We start from the raw sequence: 20,286 nt of genomic DNA on the forward strand, positions 1-20,286 counted from the left end.
CCCGCCCGCGCGGGCCGCGACCCGGGCCGGTAGAACGGACGCCATGACAGTCGAGCCGGCGGGGCGGGTCCCGCACGACCTGTTGCTCCGCCACCTGAGCACCTGGGTTCCCGCCGCGCTGCGCCAGGCCCGTCGCGCCACCTTCGTTCAGGCGTACCAGGGCCCGCCGGGCACCACCGCGGACGCTGCGCTGCGCGCCGTCGCCGACCACCCGGAACTGGTCACCGGCCGGCACCTGACGGTCGTCACCGTCACGTCCTCCGGTGCCCAGCCGGACCCGACCGGGCTGCCGGCGGCGGTGACGGCCCATCTGCTGCCCGGCGGTCCGGAGCTGCTCCCGGTGGCCGTGACCGCCGCTGCGGCCGCCAACGCGCCGCTGTTGTGCCACCTCGACCTGGCCGGTGGCCCGTTGCCCGGACCCGTCGTGTGGCGCGCGTCGACGGCCGGCCGCCCGGCCGAGCTGCTGGTGGTCGGAGCGGCTTCACCAGCTGAACTGCGCCGGGTGCTGACCGCAGCCGGCTTTCCGCTGGTCAGCGTCGTCGAGCTGGTGCCGGCCGGGGTGGCCGGGCAGGTCGACGGCGGCACGTCGTACCCGGTCGCCTTCGCCACCGGGTCCGGCAAACGCATCGAGGCGTTCAAGGAGGCGCTCTGGGAGGTCGGTCCGGCGGGGTGGGGGCTGCGTGCCGCCGACGATCCGCAGGCGACGGCCGTCGCCCGGCAGGAGCCGGACGCGGCCGTCGCCGGGCAGGAGCCGGACCACTGGCTCGCCTCGCTGCGCGACCGGCTGTACGCCCACCTCGTCGAGTGCGGCTCCCGGACCGTCGCCGAGCTGCGCAGCTTCACGGTGACCGGGACGGTCCACCGGGCCTCCGACGCCAACCGGGCGCTGGCCGGTCTGCTCGCCGCCGACCAGGTGCGGCGCTGGCCGGCGGACGGACGGTTGGCCGGCGACGTAAAGATCACCCCGACCGCCCCGGCTGCTGGCGGGCGTACTCCGTCCACCGCCTGACCAGCAGCGACGCGCCGGTGGCGAGCACTCCGACGCTGAACACCATCTGGACGCAGACCGCCGCGCGGGCGAGTTGGCCTTTGGCGTGTACGTCGCCGTACCCGATGGTGGTGAGCGTGCCGATCGCGAAGTAGAGCGCGTCGGTCTTCGTCGTCATGTCGATGAACTGAGCCGGGTCGCTGAACGAGATGACCAGGTCGGCCAGCGCGAACACGACCACTCCGCCGACCAGCGCGATCGCCAGCCGGGTGAGGCGTACGTCGGACGGATCGGCGGTGATCTGGTCGCGGATCTGCTGTAGCACCAGCGCGGCCACCAGTGTCACGCCGACGACGGTGATCACGGCGCGGACCGCGAGATGCATCCCCGTCACCCCCGGCTCCACCGGGACCAGGTAGTAGAGCAGGACCATCAGCAGGCAGATGGCGGAGGTACGCCGTACCTCGGCCCGGCGGGGATTCCGAGTACGGGACAGGGCATCATCTCCAGCTATATCGGACATAATATTATTATTCCTGCAGATCGAAGGCTCGGCGGGCGATCCCGCCGAGCCTTCGATTATTGTCCTGCGCCTGCGCCTGCGCCTGCGCGCTCAGCTACGCGACTTGTCCTGCCTCCATGAGAACGGGCCGGGCAGGTCGTACCGGTGCGCCTTGGCCCGCGAGTTCCACGACCATCGGCCGATCCGGATGGTCCAGGACGAGAACCCGTTCTCGGTGAAGTTCAACTGGAGCGGGCCGAACCGCTTCCGCTTGCGGAACATGACGCCCATCGCTCGCGCTCCCTCCGTCGACCGTCAGCAGGTGGGCTGCTCAGTTCCCCGTCGCGTCGATCGGCAAACCCGACCGTCCACATGCCTGGTTAGCGGGACTCCCAGGCGTCCGGCTTCAGCGTCAGCTTGCGGACGTGCGCCGGCATCCGGCCGGTGAGTACCTCGGCGAGGCTGACCTCGTCGACCACCTCGCGCAACGCGGCGCGTACCGCGATCCAGAGCCGGGGCAGGTTCTCCGCAGCACCGGCGTACCGGGTCTCCTCCGGACGCAGCCCGCGCACCCCGGCCAGCGGTCCGTCCACCGCCCGCAGGATCATGCCGATGGTGACGTCCCCGGGCGGTTGGCTCAGCGTGTAGCCACCCTCCGCGCCGCGCTGTGCCCGGACCACCCCGCCCCGGCGCAGGTCGGCCAGCACCGCCTCGAGGAATTTGCGCGGCATGTCCTGCTCGGCGGCGATCGCCTGGGTGGACATCAGCGTCGGGTAAGCGGCAGCGAGGATCAGCGCTGCTCGTACCGCGTAGTCGCCGCGCGCGGAGATCTGCACGCCACCATCATGCCGGTTGCCGCGACCCGGTCGGTCACCGGTGGGCGTTCCAGCAGGTCGGCGCGGAAGCTCCCCGGACTGCACCCCACCTCGCGCTGAAAGAAACGGCCGAAGTTCGTCGGCTCGGGGAAGCCCAGCCGCGCACCGACCTGGGCCACCGGCAGGTTGGTCGCCGCGAGTAACCGCTTGGCCTGCAGCGCCACCCGGTCGTCGATCACCTGTTTGGCGGTCCGCCCGGTCACGGTCAGGCTGGCCCGGGTGAGGGTGCGGACCGCGCAGGACAGCCGTTCGGCGTACTCCTCGACCCGTCGGCTACGCGCGTGGTCCCGCTCCACCTCGGCCCGGAACCGCCGGAAGGTGTCCCACCTCGATGAACCCGCCCCGGTGGCTTCGTCCGCCCATGCGGGATAGTCACCGGGGCGATCATCTGTGGTCGGGGTATCGAGCGCTGGCGGGGAGTCGTACGGCAGCAGGGCGACCCGCAGCAGCAGGACCCGCAGTTCATGGCGGAGGAGTTCGTCGACGAGCGCCGTCCGCCGGGGCCGCTGGCTGTCCACGACGAGTTGGCTGACCTCGTTGATGATGGCGTCGGCGTCCTCACCGGTGAGCTGCCAGTGGGCGCGGGAGGTGGGCCGGTCCGGCATGCCTGGTGCCGCGGTCCATCGCACCAGGATCGCGTCCAGACCGTGCTGTCCGCCGGCCCGAACCACCTGCCCGGCGTGGGCCCACAGCAGGGTGCCGGGTCGGCATGGGTGGGCGACAAAGTCGATCTCGTGGCTGCCGTGACCGGCGGTGACCAGTAGCAGTTCGTCGTGGGGGAGCAACCGTGGTCGGGGTGGCACGTCGGCAGTCAGACTGTTACCGAGAGTAGTTGCGCTGATCGCTGGCCTCAGGGGATCCGGGTCGGACATCCGGCGGGCGAGCTGATCGGGCTGAACCATCGGTTTCGACGGTAACCGCAGCGCGCCGCAACCGCATCCCGACCACCGGCGGATCGTCGCGTCGTCCCAGCGGAGGCGCCGGGGTGCGCCGGTGGCCGCACCAGCGGCGGGAGTACGGCGCATCGCCGTACTCCCGTCACGCGAAACAGCCGCAGTCCCCGCCGGGTCGGGCGGAGTCGGGCCGTTCCGATCAGCGCCCGGCCAGCAGCCGGTTCACCGCGGTGTCCACGTCCAGGTGGTCGGACTCGTGGCCGCGGGGCACCACCACGTAGGTGCGGCGCAGAAAGCGGACCAGCACGCTGCGCGGCACCTCGAACAGCGCGTTGCCATCCGGGGAGCTCAGCGCGAGCGCCACGAAGTCGCCCCGGGGAGTCGTCCAGGGCCAGACCCGGACATCACCGATCCCGGCCGGTTCGTCGAGACCGGTCACCAGAAGCTCTCGGGCGAACGACCAGCTGACCGCTTCACCGCCGGCCGACTCCGCGTGGAAGAGTACGTGGACCGCGTACGGATCACTCGGTTCGTAACGCAGGCTGGCTCGTACCGGCAGCGCGGTAGCGTCAGGCGCGATGAGCCGTAGTGACGTCTCGACCTCGACGGTCGTTGGTCGGATGACACTCATGGACGTTCTCCCCCCGGCACCGCTGCGGGACGCCCGCCCCGCTTTCCCCATACTCCGGCCTTGCATTTGACTACGCTCCGTCTATCGCTGATCTCACCCAGTAGAGGGAAGCGGTTCCGGGATGCACCAAAAATGTCCATCTTGGGTGTCTTGTCCGGTTCTGCTTGGGTACTGGGACGTGCCCGGCGTCGGGTGGTTCAGACGTCGACTCACTCCGGTAACGTCCAGTGGTGCCCTGTGGTGACGGGGCGGGCGACAATGAGGGGCAAAATGGCCATAAAACCCTCCTCCGCCAAGCGGATGACCGAGAATTCAACACCGGGTCATGCGTCGTACGACCCGGCGGATGAGACTGTCGGACACGCCGAGTCGGGGGGAGACCAGGTGGGCAGTGACCCGATCGGACGTCCGAGTGGGCGCGGCGCTCCGGTCGCTGTCACCGATCGTCCCGAGCCGGAGGCACCGCGAACGTTGTCCGGGCTGCGCCAACGGATTCGGGTGACCCTCGCCCTGATCCGCTCCAATCCCACTGGCCGGATCGCCTTGAAGGTCGGCGTCGGCCTGCTCGGTGCTCTGATCGTGGTCCTCGGCCTGGTGCTGATCCCGCTACCCGGGCCGGGCTGGCTGATCGTCTTCGGCGGACTGGCGGTCTGGGGCGTGGAGTTCCACTGGGCCAAGCGGCTGCTCGCCTTCGCCCGACGGCACGTCCAGGGATGGACCCGGTGGGTTACCCGGCAGAGCTGGCCGGTGCGGCTGGGCATCGCCGGGGTGGGCCTCGTCTTCGTCGCGGTCGTGGTGATCTTCTCGCTGAAGGTCGGCCTCGGCATCGACGTGATCGCCAGCTTCCTGCGCTACCTCGCCACCACCTGAGCCGACCGCCACCCGGATGTGCGCCCGGGCGGGACGATCGGGTACAGTCATCCACGCTGAGGGCGATTAGCTCAGCGGGAGAGCGCTTCGTTCACACCGAAGAGGTCACTGGTTCGATCCCAGTATCGCCCACCATTTTTTGCACGAGCGGGGCCGGCAGTGGCGGCCTTGTCACGAGGAATCCGCGCACGGGCGGTCCGATCGGTTCGGCGTATGGCGTGCCGATCCCCTGATCCGGCGGTGATCCGCCGCCGGACCGGTGTCCCGGTCCATCCGCACTGATTGACGGGCCGGCGGCACGGTGTCGTACGGGTGGCGACCACCCTGCCCGCCCGGCTGATCAGTCCACAGGCTGCTTCGAGGGTGCGCGTCGACGATTGACAGACCACGCTGGTGTTGGCGAGACTGGACAGTGTATCGATTTACTGCGCACGGCCTGGCTGATTCCGATGGTGCCGTCCCGGTCTGCGGGGACTCGTCCTGCTCCGAAGGGAATTGATGATGAAGCTCATGCGGGTCGGCCCAAAGGGCAGCGAGCGACCGGTACTCCTCGTCGGGGGCCGTCACTTCGATCTGACCAGCGTCACCGCCGACATCGACCAGGCCTTTCTCGGCGGTGACGGCATGAACCGGGTACGCGTTGCCCTGGCCGCCGGGGATCTTTCAGAGGTCGATGTCCGGGGTGCCCGCGTCGGTGCGCCGATCACCAGGCCGGGCACGGTGGCCTGCATCGGGCTGAACTACTCCCGGCATGCTGCGGAGTCCGGCACCGCTCCGCCGGCCGAGCCGGTCGTCTTCCTCAAGGCTTCGAACACCGTGGTCGGGCCCTACGATGACATCGTGATCCCGAAGGGTGCGGTGAAGACCGACTGGGAGGTGGAGTTGGCGGTCGTCATCGGCCGGCGGGCACGTTACCTCGCGTCACCCACCGAGGCGGGCGACGTCATAGCGGGGTACGCCGTGTCCAATGATCTGTCCGAGCGGGACTACCAGATGGGTGATGCCGGCGGCCAGTGGGTCAGGGGCAAGAGTTGCGAGTCGTTCAACCCGCTGGGACCATGGCTGGTCACTGCCGATGAACTTGATGATCCGCAACGCCTCACGCTGCGCAGTTTTGTGAACGACCAGCCTCGTCAGCATTCCACCACACAGGACATGATCTTTGATGTGCGTCACCTGATCTGGTATCTGAGCCAGTATCTGGTGCTTGAGCCAGGTGACGTCGTCAACACCGGTACGCCGGAGGGTGTCGCGTTGTCTGGCCAGTTTCCCTATCTGCGCGTGGGGGATGTGGTGCGGGTCGGCATCGAAGGGCTGGGCGAGCAGCGCCAAGTCTGTCGCGCCGCCGATTGACTCCGCCGTCGGTGCCGGTTATCGGAGCCGATGCTGGGCGCTTCTGCAAATACGCCCGATCTGACCTGCGGCGCCGGGGTCGGAAGCGACGCGAGGACGCCGCGCCGCCCGGGGTGTGAGCCCCCGGGCGGCGGCCGGCTTCAGGAGTGGGTAACGGTGATATCGAAAATTCGGGTTTGCCCGTAGTTGTCGCCGCTGCACGGCGAAGAGTTTGAGCAGTTGGCCTGGGTGTAGGCGCCGGCTTTGAAGTAGGCGCCGGAGAAGTTTCTGGCGATGGTGGTCTGCAGGACGCCGTTGTAGTACGCCCTCACCTGCCCGCCACTGACCACGAACTTGGCCTCGAAGCGGGTGCCCAGCTGGTAGTTGCTGGTAACCAGCTTGTGATGGGTGTCATTGTCGTTGGTGACGTAAAGGCTGGTGCCCTCCAATCGGAAGACCGTGACGTCGTCATCCGAATCGTGGATCTGGGCCACGACCACATGTGGCTTCGTCGATGGAAGCCTGTCGAACGCGGCGTCCACGACCATCGTGTGTGTGCCGGAGGTCGACGACCAGCTCGCGTGGGCGGCTCCGTTGTTCGCCATCTCACGCAGCTCCGACCGAGCGTAGCTGGAGCCGCCTGTGGTCACCCCGTTGACGGGGGAGCGGAACTGGACCGACTGGCACGAGTCCGCAGCGACGAAATAGGGGGAGATCTGAAAGTCGTTCAGGGCGGGTTGCTTGATTTCGGTCGGGCTGTCGGAGGAGCCGGTCGGCAGCGTGATCTTCCAATTGGTCAGGTCGAGTACGTCTGCCGGGACGGTGCAGTCGCCACCGCCCCCGTCGGCGCCGTAGACCTGCATCTCGGTGATGCTGTTCCAACTGTTGGCCGTGTTGCCGTAGCCAACGACGCGTACGTACCGGGCCGACCGGTCGGTGAAGTCGTGGTCCTCGACCTGTAAGGTGCTGCCGCTGCTCTGTCGCTGGGGGACGACAGTGATCCAGGAACTGGCGTCGGTTGAGGTCTGAACGGTGTAGGTGGCCCGGCGTTGGTCGCCTTTGTGCCAGGCGATGCCGACCGATCCGATCTGCTGGTTGGCACCGAGGTCGAGTCGGAGCCAGGAGCCGTCGCCCTGGGCGGACCAGCGAGTGGAGAGGCTTCCGTCAATGGCGTTGGCTGGCACGTTGCCGTCGTGGGAGCTGGCAGTCGCTGCCGTAACGGGCAGGCCGGTCGTGGCGTGCGCGGACAGTGCGGTCAGTGTGGAGCTGGCGACGACCACGGCTACGGGCAGCGCGAGGATTGCGATACGTCTCATTAGGGGTCCTCAGTAGTGAGAGTTCCTATATGTGAACTACGTCGCACTAGTGCCGAGTGACCATAGAAGAAGATGACTGGATGGTCAACGGCGTATTTCGAAGTTGTTAGATCCGACCCGTCAGGCCGGCGGTGGTCGCTGCCCGGATTGCGTCCGCGAGTTCACTGGCATGCGCCTCGGTCAGCTCGCCGTCGGTGACGCAGACGCCGATCGCGTCGTGCGGGCCGAGCTTGGCCGGGGCGGCGACCGCCACGCCGCGGCCGCCGTTCGGGCCGGCCGGCACCTGGTCGACAGCATGTCCACGCTCGACCACCCGCCGGAGCTCTTCGCGGAGCGCTGCGAGAGCGTCGGGAGGCAGGGTTGGTGAGGCGGACAGCATCCGTGCCAGTGACTCGTCGTCGTCGGCCACTCGGGCCAGTACGACGCGGCCGATCGCCGTGGCGTACGCCGGGGCCGGCCAGCCCGTCCGAAGCATCGGTGCCACGTCGACCTCTTCCCGCGTCAGCAGGGCGACCATGTGGCCACCGACCAGCCGGCCCAGTTGCACGGTGGTCTTGAGCCGGCGGTGCAACAGGTCCACGACCGGGGTGAGCCGGCGGACCGCGCGGTCGGTACGCAGGTAAGCTGCACCGGTCCGCAGTGCTTGGACGCCCAGCCCGTAGCGGGATCCTGCGGTGTCAGTCTCAACCCAGCCGCGCTGCACGAGGGTGTGGAGCAGTCCGTGCATGCTGCTCTTGGGGATACCCAGGGCGCGGGCGAGTTCCACGAGGGTGCGCCGGTCCGCGGTGGCGGCGAGTAGCTCCAGCAGCTCGACGGTGCGGTCTGCCGATTTGACCCGGGGGACGCCGCCTGTCGTCATCGTGGTACCCCTACTTCCTCACTTCCGGTACCGGGCCCGTCGAGGTGCGGACCACCAGCTCTGGGCGGAGCAGCAGCGACTGGCTCGGGCCGGATTCGGTGTTGTCGATCCGGTCCCGCAGGTGCCGGAACGCGGCTGCCGCCATCTCCGCGACCGGCTGACGTACGGTCGTCAGTGGTGGTGCGGCGAGGTCGGCGAGCACGATGTCGTCGAAGCCGACGACTGAGATGTCCTGGCCTACCCGGAGCCCGGCGTCCCGGATGCCGGCGCTGATTCCGAGGGCGCACATGTCGTTGATGGCGACGATGGCGGTGGGGCGGTCCGAGGTCCGCAGCAGCGCGTTCGCGGCGGTGCGACCGAGCCCGGCGGCGTCGAGATCTCCGTAGGGCTCCTGCTCTGCGCCACCGGACCAGACGATCGTTTCGGCCGGGTCCAGGCCGGCCTGCTCGAGTGCGTCGGTGAAACCCCGGAACCGTTCCCGGCGGTTCACGCTGCGCAGCGACCCCGAGACGAAGGCGATGCGTCGGTGGCCGAGCTGTAGCAGGTGGGCGGTGGCCAGGTGGGCGCCCACCACGTTGTCGACGCTGATGTTGACCAAGGTCCCCGGGTCACCGGCCTGAGCGGTGCGGTCGAACGCGACCAGGCTGAGCCCGGTCTCGACGAGTGGCAGTACGTGATCCAGCGAGGGCAGCGAGGAGCAGAGGACGACGCCCCGGATGCCGTCGGCCCAGAGCTCCTCGAGGTAGCGCCGTTCCCGGTCGGGTTCCCGTTCGCTGTTGCAGAGCAGGACGTGGTAGCCGTCGCTCAACGCGGCCCGTTCGAGGTAGCGGGCGAAGCTGCCCCAGAACGGATTGGCGACCGACGGTACGACGAGCCCGATCACCTGGATCCGGCCGGTGCGCAGTTGCCGGGCCGCCCGGTTTGGCCGGTAGCCGAGCCGGTCGATCGCGGCGGCCACCCGGATGCGGGTCTGGGGGAGCATGCGGCCGGGGCGTCCGTTGAGGAAGTTCGACACGGTGCTGGGCGAGACGCCCGCCTCGCGGGCTACCTGGTAGATCGTCACACCGCTCACGTCGCGTGCTCCCCCTTGTTGGCGATCTGAACCAGCCGAGTGTAGAGGTTTACCAGCTCGTGACCGCCCCTGGGCCTACCAGTAAAGCCGGTGTTTCGGTGCCGTGTCTAGCCATTGACATGTCTGTACCTCGCTCCTAGCCTTGCTGCAACGATCTACCAGTAAATCGATGCAAAGTCCTTCCTGCCACGAGCTAGATCGTGGTGTCGCAGCTACCCAGAAGCGGCGGAGCGCGCCGCGGGAGAGAAGGCCAGGATGACCAGAACCCGGGGGAGTCGGACCCGTGCGGTGACGATGGTGCTCGTCGCCGCGCTGCTCGCCACCGCGTGCGGCGGACCGGCGGGCACAACGGAGGGCGACGACCAGGCCAGCGGCACGATCCGGCTGTTGACGCCGATCTTTGAGGGCGCCGACGGCAAGACCGTGCTGGAGGAGCAGCTCGACGCGTTCAAGGAGGAGTACCCGGACATCACCGTCGAGGTCGACTACACCTCGTACGGCAAGCTGAACGAGAAGCTCACCACGTCGATCGCAGGCGGTCGGCCGTACGACGTGATGCTCATGGGGGTCGGTTGGATCCCGCCGTTCGCAGCCAAGGGCGCCCTGGCCGAGTTGGACGAGAACCAGCAGGAGCTCGCCGAGCGGTACAACGAGCGGGTCGTCGAGCCTGGCATCTACCAGGGCAAGGTGTACGGCCTGCCGATCATGTTGGACACCCGGTTCGGTCTGTACCGCAAGGACATCTTCGCCGAGGCGGGCATCGCCGCCCCGCCGAGCAACTTCGCCGAGCTGCGGGAGATCGGGCGCCAGCTGACCGTGCGGGACGCACGCGGCAAGCTTACCCGCGCCGGCGTGGACATCCTCTCCAACGATCTGCGCCAGACGTTCCTCCCGCTGATGTGGGCCAACGGCGGCGAGCTGTGGACCTCGGATGGGCAACCGGCCTTCAACAGCCCGGAGGCGGTCGGGGCGTTGCAACTGATGGCCGACATCATCCTCACCGACAAGAGCGAGGACTTCGGTTTCACTCAGCCCGGTGCCACCGGCCTGCCGCTGGCCCAGGGGCGGGCGGCGATGATGGTGGGGCACAACAACCACCTGCTGGCGATCGAGGAACAGGCACCGGAGCTGATCGAGGAAGACAAGATCGGCTTCTTCATGATCAGCAACGAGCGTCCCGCGATGTTCCAGGGTGGGACGCTGGCAACGGTCTCGGCCAAGTCGCAGCGTCCGGCGGCGGCCAAGGCGCTGGTCAGCTTCCTCACCGACGAACAGGCGTCGCTCGCCGCGAACGAGCAGCGGGGTAACGTGCCGGCCCTCAACAGCCTGTCCGACTCCGATTACGTACAGCGCAACCCGGCCGCGCAGTTCGCCATGGCGAACCTCGACGCCGCCTACTCCGAAGGCGGTGTGCCGGCCTGGTTGGAGATCCGGGGCGACTTCAAAGCGGCCATCGAGTCCGTCCTGCTGGGCCAGAAGGACCCGCAGCAGGCACTCGACGAGCTGGTGGCCAAGGCCCAGGCAGCGATCGCCAAGGGCTGACATGACCAGCACCCTCGAGACCGTGAGCGTGGCGTCCGCGAGTCGGGCGCCACGCCCGCCCCGCCGTCGCCGAAGGCTGGGTGCCGAACGTCGTCGCGCGGCGTACCTGATGCTGGCCCCGTCGGTCATCCACCTGATCTGGTGGATCGGCCTACCCGTGGTGGCCACGTTCGGCCTGGCCTTCACCGACTACGACATCATCGCCGGCACCGTCGAGTGGGCCGGCCTGGACAACTTCCGTCAGATCTTCGCCGACGACATCTGGAACCTGTCGATCTGGCACACCGTCGTCTTCACCTTCTTCACCGTTCCGGTGGCGATGGCGATCGCGGTGGTCATCGCGGTGCTGCTCAACCAGCGGATCAAGGCGCTGGCCTGGTACCGCGCGGCGTTCTTCATGCCGCACATCACCGCCACCGTCGCGATCGCACTGGTCTGGATGTGGATGTTCGAGCCCAACCTGGGACTGTTCAATCTGCTGCTGGGCTGGATCGGGGTCAACGGGCCGGCCTGGCTGTCGGACCCCGACTGGGCGATGCCGGCGGTCATCCTCGTCAGCATCTGGAAAGGCATCGGCCTGAAGATGCTCATCTACCTGGCAGCGCTGCAGAACATTCCGCACGACCTGTACGAGGCGGCGAATCTCGACGGTGCCTCCGGCCCCCGCAAGTTCTTCGCGATCACCCTGCCGTTGCTGAAACCCGCCACGTTCTTCGTCTTCATCGTCTCCATGATCGACGCGTTCCAGGTCTTCGACCAGGTGTACGTGCTGACTCCAGACGGCGGCCCGGCGAACTCGACGACCGTCATGACGTACGAGATCTACCGGACGGCGTTCGGCGAGTTCGACATCTCGGCGGCCTGTGCGCAGAGCGTGGTGCTCTTCGCCTTCCTGCTCGTCCTGACGGTGATCGGGCGCCGACTGACCGGGAAGGACGGCGATGAAGCGTAAGTTCGACGCCCGCTGGGTGCTGCACCTACTGCTTGGCCTCGGCGGACTCATCATGGTCGTTCCGTTCGTCTGGATGATCCTGACGTCGCTCAAGAGCCGCGCCGACATCGCCGCCTACCCGCCACAACTGCTGCCGACCGAATGGGTGTGGAGCAACTACCAGGCAGCACTGGACTACGCCCCGTTCGGGACGTACTTCCGCAACAGCCTGCTGATCGCCATCGGGCACACGGTGATCAACCTGATGCTGGCAACGATGGCTGGCTACGCGCTGGCCCGGGTTTCGTTCCGGGGTCGGACCGTGCTGTTCATGGCCATCCTCGCGATGATGATGATCCCGACCTACACGAAGATCGTCCCGCAGTATCTGATCGCCAAGGGGATGCCGTTCTTCGGCGGCAACGACCACCTCGGCCGGGGCGGCTACGGCTGGCTCGACTCGTGGTGGGTCCTGATCGTTCCGGGCGCGCTCACCCCGTTCGCGATCTTTCTGTTCCGGCAGTTCTACCTCTCTCTGCCCCGTGAGCTGGAGGAGGCCGCCCGAATAGATGGTATGGGGGAGTTCGGGATCTTCGCCCGGGTGATGACCCCGTTGGTGAAACCAGCCGTCGCGACGGTCGCCCTGGTTACCTTCGAGAACAGCTGGAACAACTTCCTCTGGCCGCTGCTGGTCACCACCCGCGACGACCTGCGGGTGATCCAGGTCGGTCTGGCGGCCTTTCAACAGGCCGAGCGGACCGAATGGTCCTACCTGATGGCCGGATCGACGCTGGCCACCGTACCGATGATCGTGCTGTTCCTGTTCGCCCAGCGGTACTTCGTGCAGGGCTTTGCCACCGCCGGAATCAAGTAAAGGGGTATCTCGATGAATATCGATCTAGCTGGGCGTCGGGCCCTGGTCACGGGTGCCGGCCACGGTATCGGAGCCGCTATCGCCGTAGCACTCGCCCGGGCCGGGGCGGACGTGGCCGTCCACCACGGACACTCCGCCGGTCCGGCCGCCGAAGTGGCCTCGGCCATCGAGACGCTGGGTCGCAAGACTGTCGTCCGGCAGGCCGACCTCACCCGGACCAGCGAGGTGGCCGATCTTGTCGGGGAGGCCACCAGCTTTCTCGGCGGTCTGGAGATCCTGGTCTGCAACGCGGGTGGAATGGTCGGCCGCAGCCCGGTGGCGGAGATGACCGACGAGCACTACGCCCAGGTCGTTGATCTCAACCTGGGTGCCACCTTCCGAACGGTGCGGGCCGCGATCCCGCACCTGCGGGCCGCCGGTACGGCGGGGCGGGTGATCACCATGTCGTCGTTGGCTGCGCACAACGGTGGCGGTGCCGGATCAGCGGTCTACGCGGCGGCGAAGGCGGGGGTGCGGGGCCTGACCAAGGGGCTCGCCAAGGAGTTGGCGACGACCGGGACCACGGTGAACGCGGTCGCCCCGGGATTCATCGGCGGCACCGCCTTCCACGAGACGTTCACCCCGGCACAGACTCAGGAAACGATCATCGCCGGGGTGCCGCTCGGTCGTGGCGGCCGGTCCGAGGACGTCGCCGGCGCAGTCGTGTGGCTCGCCTCCGAGTCGGCCTCCTACGTCACCGGGGCGACGATCGACATCGACGGTGGAGCCTGGTTCCGGTGACCGTGCCGACGCCGACCCTGCGTCCGCCGGTACTCCCGCCCGAGCGGGGCGGTTGGTGGCACGCGTACGTCTGCCCCGCGCACGGCGTGGAACTCGATCACGACCGGCTGCTCGACGGTGAGTTCCCGGATGCCGGCGCGCGGTGCCGCCACGGCTGCCGGATCGACGATCCGTCGGTGCGGGGTGGTTGGACCGTCCTGGCGCATCAGGCGAGTGCCCGGCGCATCCGGTTGCTCGCCCGGTCACCCCGGGACGACGACCGCCGCACGGCTGTCGACCTGCTGACCGCATACGCCCGCCAGTACGCGGCACTCGGCGCGGCACCGCACGACGGAGCCGCCGGCTGGATGCTGCGTGGTCGGCTGTTCCATCAGGCGCTGACCGAGGCGATCTGGGCGGTGACCATCGGCCAGGCCGCCGCAGCGCTGCGGGCGGGCGGTGAACCACTGCCCATGGAGGTGAACGAGTTGCTCCAAGCCCTCGTCGAGGCGGCCGGGCAGGCCCGCCAGGCGCTGGTCGACGCCGGCAAGTTCGAGTCCAACTACACCGCGTGGCTGATTGCCGCCGGCGCGGTCTGCTCGGGCCGCCCCGACTGGCTGACCGGTCGGCACGGGCTGTGTGACCACGTCTCGACGGCGATTCGTCCGGACGGGTGGGAGTGGGAGGCAGCCACCTACTACCACGGCTTCGTCCTGCGGGCGTACCTGTTGACGCTGCAGTCACTGCCGCAGACTCCGGTGCCACCGCAGACGCAGAGCCGACTCGCCGCCATGGCCACGGTGCTCGAGACCCTGGCCACCGACGGAGGTCTGCTACCAGCCCTGCACGACGGCCCGTACGACCGGCCACCGGCCCGGTACGAGCTGGACGAACTCCGGGAACTGCTGCCCCTGCTGGACCGGGGGCCGACGGAGCCGCAGCCGGTGACGATCTTTCCCGACGGGGGCTATGTGGTGCTGCGTGGATCGGGGCTGCACGCTGTCGCCGACTTCGGCCCGCACGGTGGCCCGCACGGGCACCGCGACAAGCTGGCCCTGTACCTGTACGGTGCCGACACTCCCTGGCAGCCCGACCCGGGTCAGGTGCCGTACGGCCACCGTGGCTGGCGGCACCACTACGCCTCGACCGCCGCCCATCCCACCTTCGCAGTCGACGGGCTCGAGCAGGCGGAGTGCACCGGGCATCTGATCGGGTACGACAGCAGCTCGGTCGCCATCGGCTGTGACACCGCGTATCCCGGGGTGACCGCCCGGCGCCACCTGACCCTGCGCGGCGGTGTGCTGGTCGACGAGCTGCGGGTGGAGACCGACCGGCCCCGCCGGATCAGCGCGCAGCTCAGACCGGATGTCGACCTGGCAATTCGGGCTACCGCCGACCGCACCCTGGAAACGGTCTGGCCCGGCCGGCAGACCCTGCGCGGCCGGCACACCGTCTCGGTCGACGCCGATGTCGTCTGCCGTCCCGGACCCGGACCGGCGGACGACCCGCAGCGTGTCCGCCGCTGGGTCGACTGGACCGCGAACGACGCGACCACGGTGACGTTCCGATCGATCTACCGGATGGAGAGCTGATGCAACCCCTGCTCATCGGTGACCGCCTCGGGCAACTGCGCGCGGCGCTCACCACCACCCACGCCGCCCAGTGGCGGCGGCTGTACGAGCAATGCGCCTGGTACCGCGGACAGAGTCCGCCCGCCGAGCATCCGACCGCGAGCATCACCTACCTCGGCCCGGCCGCGATGAACCTGGCCCTCGCCTACCGCCTCACCGGCCAGCCCGGCTACCTGCTCGAAGCCCGCCGCTGGATCGGTACCGCCGTGTCCTACCCGCACTGGGGCAAGGCGAAGATGCCCGACCACGACCTCGACGCGGGTTGGCTGCTGCACGGGCTGTCCCTGGCGTACTCCTGGCTGCGCGACGACCTGCCCGACGACGAGGCGGCGGCGCTGCGGGCGAAGCTCACTCTGCAGGGTGAGCGCCTGTACGCCTTCGCCGTCGAGACCGAAGGCTCCTGGTGGTCGTCGAGCTACTGGCAGAACCACAACTGGATCTGCTACGCCGGCCTGGCCGCCGCCGGATACGTCCTCGACGAACCACGATGGAGCGACCGGGCACGGGAGAACCTCGCGACGGTGCTGGACCTGATGCCGGGCGACGGATCGGACTCCGAGGGTGTCGTCTACTGGCGGTACGGCGTGCCCTGGCTGGCCATCCACCTCGACCTGCTGCAACACGCTGAAGGCATCGACTGGTGGCGGCGCGGCGACTTTCTGAGTCGCACCTTCGAATGGCGGCTGCACCAGTGCGCCCCCGGCTTCGAGGAGAACATCGACCACGGGGACTGCCACGACCGCCGGTCCGGGCACAGCGTCGCGCTCTACTACAAGCTCGCCGCCGCGTACCGCGACGGCCGCGCCCGCTGGCTCGCCGACCACGTCGCCGATCGGCACTTCTGGCGGGAGGCGTACGCCTCCGGCGTCAGACCGGGCGTGCTGCCGGAGGCCGGCTACGAACTGCTCTGGTACGACCCGCAGGTGCCGGCCGTGGAACCCGCCGACACGGTGCCGACCTCCGCTCACTTTCCCGACCTCGGACAGGTGACCGCCCGTACCAGCTGGCAGTCGGGCGCGGCCTTCGTCAGCTTCAAGGCGGCCCCTGGCGGGGGACACACCGCATGGGACACCGCCGAGCGGTTCCGCCGGGACAAGGGCTGGCAGACCCTCAACGCCGGTCACCACCACCCCGACGCCGGGGCGTTCGTGTTCGGCGCGCACGGCGAGTTCCTCGCCGTCGACGACGGGTACTGCAACCGTAAGCGGGCCGCCTACCACAACCTCGTCCTGGTCGACGGGCAGGGTTGGGCCGGCGAGGACCGCTACCAGGTCTACCAGGACCTGCCCCACGAGCGCCAGGCCCGCCTGCGGGACGTGCTCACCGGGGACGGGCTGGTGCACGCGACGGCCGAGTCTGCCGCGATGTTCGATCCGGCGCTCGGCGTCCGGCGCGTCGACCGGACACTTGTCTTCACCCCGGCCGGCCGGCTGGTCGTGCTCGACCTCCTCGCCGCCGACCAGCCACGCGAGTGGACCTTTCTGCTGCATTCGGACTGGCCGGCCGAGCTCGTCGGCGGCGACATCGTGCTCCGGTCCGGACCGGCGCAGGCGTACGTCCGCCAGGTCGTCCCGGACGCCGCCACCGTCAGTCAGGCGACGACGGAGATCGAGGCCAACCCCACCGGCAGTACGCCGAGTCTGCGGATCGTCCGCACCCTGCACACCGTTCGGGTCCAGGTGGCGCCGGTCGTCCGTACCCGGATCCTCACCAGCGTCGAACCGACCTGCGCGCTGGCCCCGCGCGCGGCCGTCGCCGAGCCGGTGGGCTGTGCCGAAGGAGTCGGGGTGCGGTTCGGGACCGACGGCGAGACGGTGCTGCTGGCGCCGGCCGACCGTCGGATCGACGGCGCCGACGTGCGGGCCGCCGCCGCCGCGGTGATCCTGCTGCCTGGCTCCGCCGACCGCCCGGCACAGGTGGGGGTGGTCGCGGCGACCCACGTGGACGTCGCTGGTCGCGATCTGGTACGCAGCGACGAACCGGTGACCGGGGTGCTGCCGTGGCCGGCCTGAGCGCCGCGCCGTCCGCCACCGGACGGGGGACGGCCCGGCGCCGAAGCGAGGTGGCGGCCGTCCAAGGTGGCTGGGCGGCCACCACGTTGCGGGTGCTGGAGTTCGGCGCCTACCCGGCGCTGGCGGGCTGTGCCCTGCTCCTGTTGAGTCTGGGCGTCGTCACCTGGCTTGCGGCGCTGGCCGCCACGGCACACGCGCTGCAGCAGTGGCGTACGGATGGACGGGCCCGGCCGTTCGTCGGTGCGCTGGCCATGTTCGGGCACTACTGGCGGCGGCTGTGGCGGCACTCGATCCTGTCCACGGTTGCCGCTGCGCTGTTGGCGGCCAACATCGTCTTCCTGGCCACCCGTTCAGGTGCCTACGCCGCAGCCCTGCTGGCCCTGCAGATCGGGCTGATCCTGGCACTGGTGCCGTACCACCTGGCACTGGCCGTCACCGCCGCCGGTGACCCCGACGGGGAAGCCGGACGCTGGGGACGTGCCGCGCTGCTGTTCGCCTTCGCCGCTCCCCGACGTGGGTTGGCCCTGCTCGCGGCTGCTGTCGCGGTGCCGCTCGTCACCGCGCCGCTCGCCTTCGGGCCGTTGCTGCTCGGTGCCACTCTGCCGCTGCTACTCGGCCTGCGGCTCGCGGACAGCACACGACGACGAGGCACCGTCACGGCGTGGGTCGGTACGACCGGCGACCGGTCCGATGCGGCTGTCGCGCGGGCGACGGAGCGTAACGGCAGACCCAGGGAGCGGGTTCGATGACCCTGACGATCCGTCCCGCCGCCGAGTGTCAGTTCGATCTGGTCTCTCTCGGTGAGGTGATGCTTCGTCTCGATCCCGGTGCGGGCCGGGTACGGACCGCACGCACCTTCGCCGTCTCGGAGGGCGGTGGCGAGTACAACGTCGCACGTGGGCTACGCCGGGCCTTCGGCCTGCGGACTGCCGTCGTCACTGCTCTGGCCGACAACGAGATCGGCCGGCTCGTCGAGGACCTGATACGTCAAGGGGGAGTGGACACCTCGTTGATCCGGTGGGTGCCCTACGACGGAGTCGGCCGTACCGTCCGTAACGGGCTCAACTTCACCGAACGTGGCGAGGGTGTGCGCGCCGCGGTTGGCACCTCGGACCGCGGCCACACTGCGGTCAGTCAACTCGGCTCCGACCAGATCGACTGGGACCACCTGTTCGGCACCCTCGGGGTCCGCTGGCTGCACACCGGTGGCATTTACGCGGGCCTGTCCGGTGCCGCCGCTGAGACCGCATCCACCGCCACCGCCGCCGCCCGCCGGCACGGCACAGTTGTCTCGTACGACCTGAACTACCGGTCGAGCCTGTGGCGCGACATCGGCGGCCAGGACCGGGCCCGACTCGTCAACCACCGCATCGCCCGGACGGTCGACGTGCTGATCGGCAACGATGAACACTTCCGTACCGTTCTCGGCGCCGGCCGATCGGACTCCGGCGTGGACCATTGCGAAGGCCGGTGGGAGGTGCCCGGCGACCGGGTCCGTCCCGACCTGGGCGATGTCCAGACGTCGCTGGAGCAGGTAGCCCGGAGCTACCCCGATCTGTCGATCGTGGCGGCGACGTTGCGCACCGTGCGGTCCGCCTCGGTCAACGACTGGGGGGCCGTCGCCTGGTCCGCTGACGCCGGCCCCGTCGCAGCCCGGTACCGACCGGGTCTGGAGCTTCTGGACCGGGTCGGCGGCGGCGACGGCTTCGCCGCTGGCCTTGTCTACGGCCTGCTGCGGCTCGGCGACCTGCGCATCGGTGTCGAGCTCGGTGCGGCGTACGGCGCGTTGGCGATGACCACGCCGGGGGACGCATCGATGGCCGCTCTGACGGAGGTCGAGGCATTGGCCGCCGGATCCAACGCCCGGGCACTCCGCTGAGTACCACCCGTCGTACGAGTGTCGTCCCAGGGCGAGGGCAGCCGGTGTCCTCCTCGGGGGAGGCGCCGGCCGGCCGCCGGCGCATGCGGTGGTCGTCCGGCCTGCGGATCATGGTCGCCGACACGTTCCTCATGGGGCTCGGCTTCTACGCCCTGGTCCCGCTGCTGGCGTACCACCTCCTGAACGACCTGGGGCTCAGCATCGCGCTCACCGGGTTGCTCGCCGGGGTACGGTCGGCCAGTCAGCAGGGCATGATGCTCTGGTCGGGGATGCTGGCCGACCGGTTCGGTCACCGTCGGGCGATCTGCGTGGGCGTGCTGCTGCGTGCCGCCGGCTTCGCCGCGTTCGGTGTCGTGGACGCCGTACCGGGACTTGCGGTCGCCTCGGTCCTGGCCGGCCTGGGCGGATCCCTCTTTCACCCGGCCAGCTATGCCCTGTACGCCGAGCTGACACCGGCGCCGTTGCGTACCCGTGCCTACGCCGTGCGGGAGATGGCCAGTAACGCGTCCTTCGTCCTCGGGCCCGCACTCGGTGGCCTCCTCGCGGCCACCAACTTCCCGGCACTGTGCATCGTCGCGTCCAGCCTGTTTCTGCTCGCCGGTGCGATCACCTGGATCGGACTGCGACCCGACCCTCCTACCGCCGAAACGTCGGTACGGATGTCCTCCCTGCACCGGTTGCGGACCGTTGCCCGAGATCGCGGGTTTCGACGGTTCGTTGTGGTCAGTGCTTTCGCATGGGCGCTGTTCAGTCAGCTCTACCTCGCCGTGCCGGTGCGGGTCGGTCAGGTTCTGCCGGGAGCGACGTCGCTGGGCCTGGTCTACACCGTCGCGGCGGTCGTCATGGTCGTGGCGACCGTCCCGTCGACCCGTCTTGCCGAGCGGTATCTGACGACCGGCCGGACGCTAGCCGTGGCCACGGTCATGCTCTCTGCCGGTCTGTTGCTGCTGGGTGTGCTGCCGGGACCGGCTGGAGTGGTCACCGGTGTCGTCGTCTTCACGCTCGGGCAGGTCCTGCTGCTACCGACGGTCAACGGCACCGTTTCGCGGCTGGCCCCGCCGGGCGCGGTCGCGTCCTACTTCGGTGCGAACGGACTGGTGCTCTCCCTCGGTGGACTGATCGGCAACCTGGGCGGCGGGTGGCTGCTCGACCTCGGCGACGACACCGGAAACTGGCTACCGTGGACGGTGTTCGCCGGCTGGGGCGCGGCGGCTGCGGTCGCTTACCTGTTGGTGCTCCGACCGTCAACACCAGTCAGGAGCGATTGAGCGTCGATGCGGCGGCCCACCTGGCCGGCCGCACCGACGCTCCTGCACCCCG

The 20,286-nt window shown here is 69.2% G+C and carries 20 protein-coding genes and 1 tRNA gene; 13 read left to right on the forward strand and 8 right to left on the reverse strand.

Going from position 1 to position 20,286, the window contains the following annotated elements; genetic code table 11:
- Positions 1-43: 43 nt before the first annotated feature.
- Positions 44-1,009: a hypothetical protein gene (locus O7553_RS08150; RefSeq protein ID WP_281554204.1), complete on the forward strand. Its 966-nt coding sequence runs from the start codon at positions 44-46 to the stop codon at positions 1,007-1,009.
- Here O7553_RS08150 and O7553_RS08155 read toward each other — a convergent pair.
- The 5 genes from O7553_RS08155 to O7553_RS08175 form a co-directional block, all read right to left on the reverse strand.
- Positions 960-1,511 carry a potassium channel family protein gene (locus O7553_RS08155; protein ID WP_281554205.1) on the reverse strand — a complete coding sequence of 184 codons (552 nt, stop codon included), beginning with the start codon at positions 1,509-1,511 and terminating at the stop codon, positions 960-962. The two genes, O7553_RS08150 and O7553_RS08155, sit on opposite strands and share 50 nt — an antisense overlap.
- Positions 1,512-1,601: 90 nt before the next feature.
- Complete coding sequence (locus O7553_RS08160) at positions 1,602-1,781, reverse strand: DUF4236 domain-containing protein (protein ID WP_281554206.1); 180 nt, start codon at positions 1,779-1,781, stop codon at positions 1,602-1,604.
- 89 nt (positions 1,782-1,870) lie between these two features.
- A complete protein-coding gene (locus tag O7553_RS08165) occupies positions 1,871-2,326 on the reverse strand; it encodes an Rrf2 family transcriptional regulator (protein WP_123600883.1) in 456 nt (151 codons plus the stop codon).
- Positions 2,281-3,267 carry an AraC family transcriptional regulator gene (locus tag O7553_RS08170; RefSeq protein ID WP_281554207.1) on the reverse strand — a complete coding sequence of 329 codons (987 nt, stop codon included), beginning with the start codon at positions 3,265-3,267 and terminating at the stop codon, positions 2,281-2,283. The genes O7553_RS08165 and O7553_RS08170 overlap by 46 nt, the downstream gene beginning before the upstream one ends.
- A gap of 190 nt (positions 3,268-3,457) precedes the next feature.
- Complete coding sequence (locus O7553_RS08175; protein ID WP_281554208.1) at positions 3,458-3,889, reverse strand: SsgA family sporulation/cell division regulator; 432 nt, start codon at positions 3,887-3,889, stop codon at positions 3,458-3,460.
- 471 nt (positions 3,890-4,360) lie between these two features.
- Here O7553_RS08175 and O7553_RS08180 point away from each other — a divergent pair, with 471 nt between their 5' ends.
- The 3 genes from O7553_RS08180 (at position 4,361) to O7553_RS08190 (ending at position 6,112) form a co-directional block, all read left to right on the forward strand.
- The gene (locus O7553_RS08180; protein ID WP_281555533.1) at positions 4,361-4,759 is read left to right on the forward strand and encodes a TIGR02611 family protein; all 399 of its coding nucleotides are present in this window, start codon (positions 4,361-4,363) and stop codon (positions 4,757-4,759) included.
- Positions 4,760-4,819: 60 nt separating this feature from the next.
- Positions 4,820-4,894: transfer RNA gene (locus tag O7553_RS08185), tRNA-Val, on the forward strand.
- 363 nt (positions 4,895-5,257) lie between these two features.
- Entirely contained in the window at positions 5,258-6,112 is an 855-nt protein-coding gene (locus O7553_RS08190) for a fumarylacetoacetate hydrolase family protein (protein WP_348650089.1), read from the forward strand.
- Positions 6,113-6,252: 140 nt separating this feature from the next.
- Here O7553_RS08190 and O7553_RS08195 read toward each other — a convergent pair whose 3' ends face one another.
- The 3 genes from O7553_RS08195 to O7553_RS08205 form a co-directional block, all read right to left on the reverse strand.
- Positions 6,253-7,407 (reverse strand): polysaccharide lyase family 7 protein, encoded by a 1,155-nt coding sequence (locus O7553_RS08195; protein WP_281554209.1) that lies wholly within the window; start codon positions 7,405-7,407, stop codon positions 6,253-6,255.
- A 106-nt stretch (positions 7,408-7,513) separates the two neighbouring features.
- Entirely contained in the window at positions 7,514-8,266 is a 753-nt protein-coding gene (locus tag O7553_RS08200; protein WP_281554210.1) for a helix-turn-helix domain-containing protein, read from the reverse strand.
- Positions 8,267-8,276: 10 nt separating this feature from the next.
- Complete coding sequence (locus tag O7553_RS08205; RefSeq protein WP_281554211.1) at positions 8,277-9,338, reverse strand: LacI family DNA-binding transcriptional regulator; 1,062 nt, start codon at positions 9,336-9,338, stop codon at positions 8,277-8,279.
- A 255-nt stretch (positions 9,339-9,593) separates the two neighbouring features.
- Here O7553_RS08205 and O7553_RS08210 point away from each other — a divergent pair, with 255 nt between their 5' ends.
- The 9 genes from O7553_RS08210 to O7553_RS08250 are packed head-to-tail and all read left to right on the forward strand — an operon-like array spanning position 9,594 to position 20,234.
- Positions 9,594-10,880: an ABC transporter substrate-binding protein gene (locus O7553_RS08210; RefSeq protein ID WP_281554212.1), complete on the forward strand. Its 1,287-nt coding sequence runs from the start codon at positions 9,594-9,596 to the stop codon at positions 10,878-10,880.
- A 22-nt stretch (positions 10,881-10,902) separates the two neighbouring features.
- Positions 10,903-11,832: a sugar ABC transporter permease gene (locus tag O7553_RS08215; protein ID WP_281554213.1), complete on the forward strand. Its 930-nt coding sequence runs from the start codon at positions 10,903-10,905 to the stop codon at positions 11,830-11,832.
- Entirely contained in the window at positions 11,822-12,685 is an 864-nt protein-coding gene (locus tag O7553_RS08220) for a carbohydrate ABC transporter permease (RefSeq protein ID WP_281554214.1), read from the forward strand. The genes O7553_RS08215 and O7553_RS08220 overlap by 11 nt, the downstream gene beginning before the upstream one ends.
- Positions 12,686-12,697: 12 nt before the next feature.
- Entirely contained in the window at positions 12,698-13,465 is a 768-nt protein-coding gene (locus tag O7553_RS08225) for an SDR family oxidoreductase (protein WP_281554215.1), read from the forward strand.
- Positions 13,462-15,036, forward strand: a complete 1,575-nt coding sequence (locus tag O7553_RS08230; protein WP_281554216.1) for a heparinase II/III family protein — start codon at positions 13,462-13,464, stop codon at positions 15,034-15,036. The genes O7553_RS08225 and O7553_RS08230 overlap by 4 nt, the downstream gene beginning before the upstream one ends.
- On the forward strand, positions 15,036-17,087 hold the full coding sequence (locus tag O7553_RS08235; protein WP_281554217.1) for a heparinase II/III family protein: 2,052 nt from the start codon (positions 15,036-15,038) through the stop codon (positions 17,085-17,087). Before O7553_RS08230 ends, O7553_RS08235 begins: the two co-directional genes overlap by 1 nt.
- Positions 17,075-17,836, forward strand: coding sequence for a hypothetical protein (locus O7553_RS08240; RefSeq protein ID WP_281554218.1), 762 nt, complete (start codon positions 17,075-17,077; stop codon positions 17,834-17,836). The genes O7553_RS08235 and O7553_RS08240 overlap by 13 nt, the downstream gene beginning before the upstream one ends.
- Positions 17,833-18,966 (forward strand): sugar kinase, encoded by a 1,134-nt coding sequence (locus tag O7553_RS08245; RefSeq protein ID WP_281554219.1) that lies wholly within the window; start codon positions 17,833-17,835, stop codon positions 18,964-18,966. The genes O7553_RS08240 and O7553_RS08245 overlap by 4 nt, the downstream gene beginning before the upstream one ends.
- Positions 18,967-19,010: 44 nt before the next feature.
- Positions 19,011-20,234, forward strand: a complete 1,224-nt coding sequence (locus tag O7553_RS08250) for an MFS transporter (protein WP_281554220.1) — start codon at positions 19,011-19,013, stop codon at positions 20,232-20,234.
- Positions 20,235-20,286: the final 52 nt, after the last annotated feature.

The sequence above is a fragment of the Solwaraspora sp. WMMA2059 genome (assembly GCF_027497315.1).
GTDB lineage: Bacteria > Actinomycetota > Actinomycetes > Mycobacteriales > Micromonosporaceae > Micromonospora_E.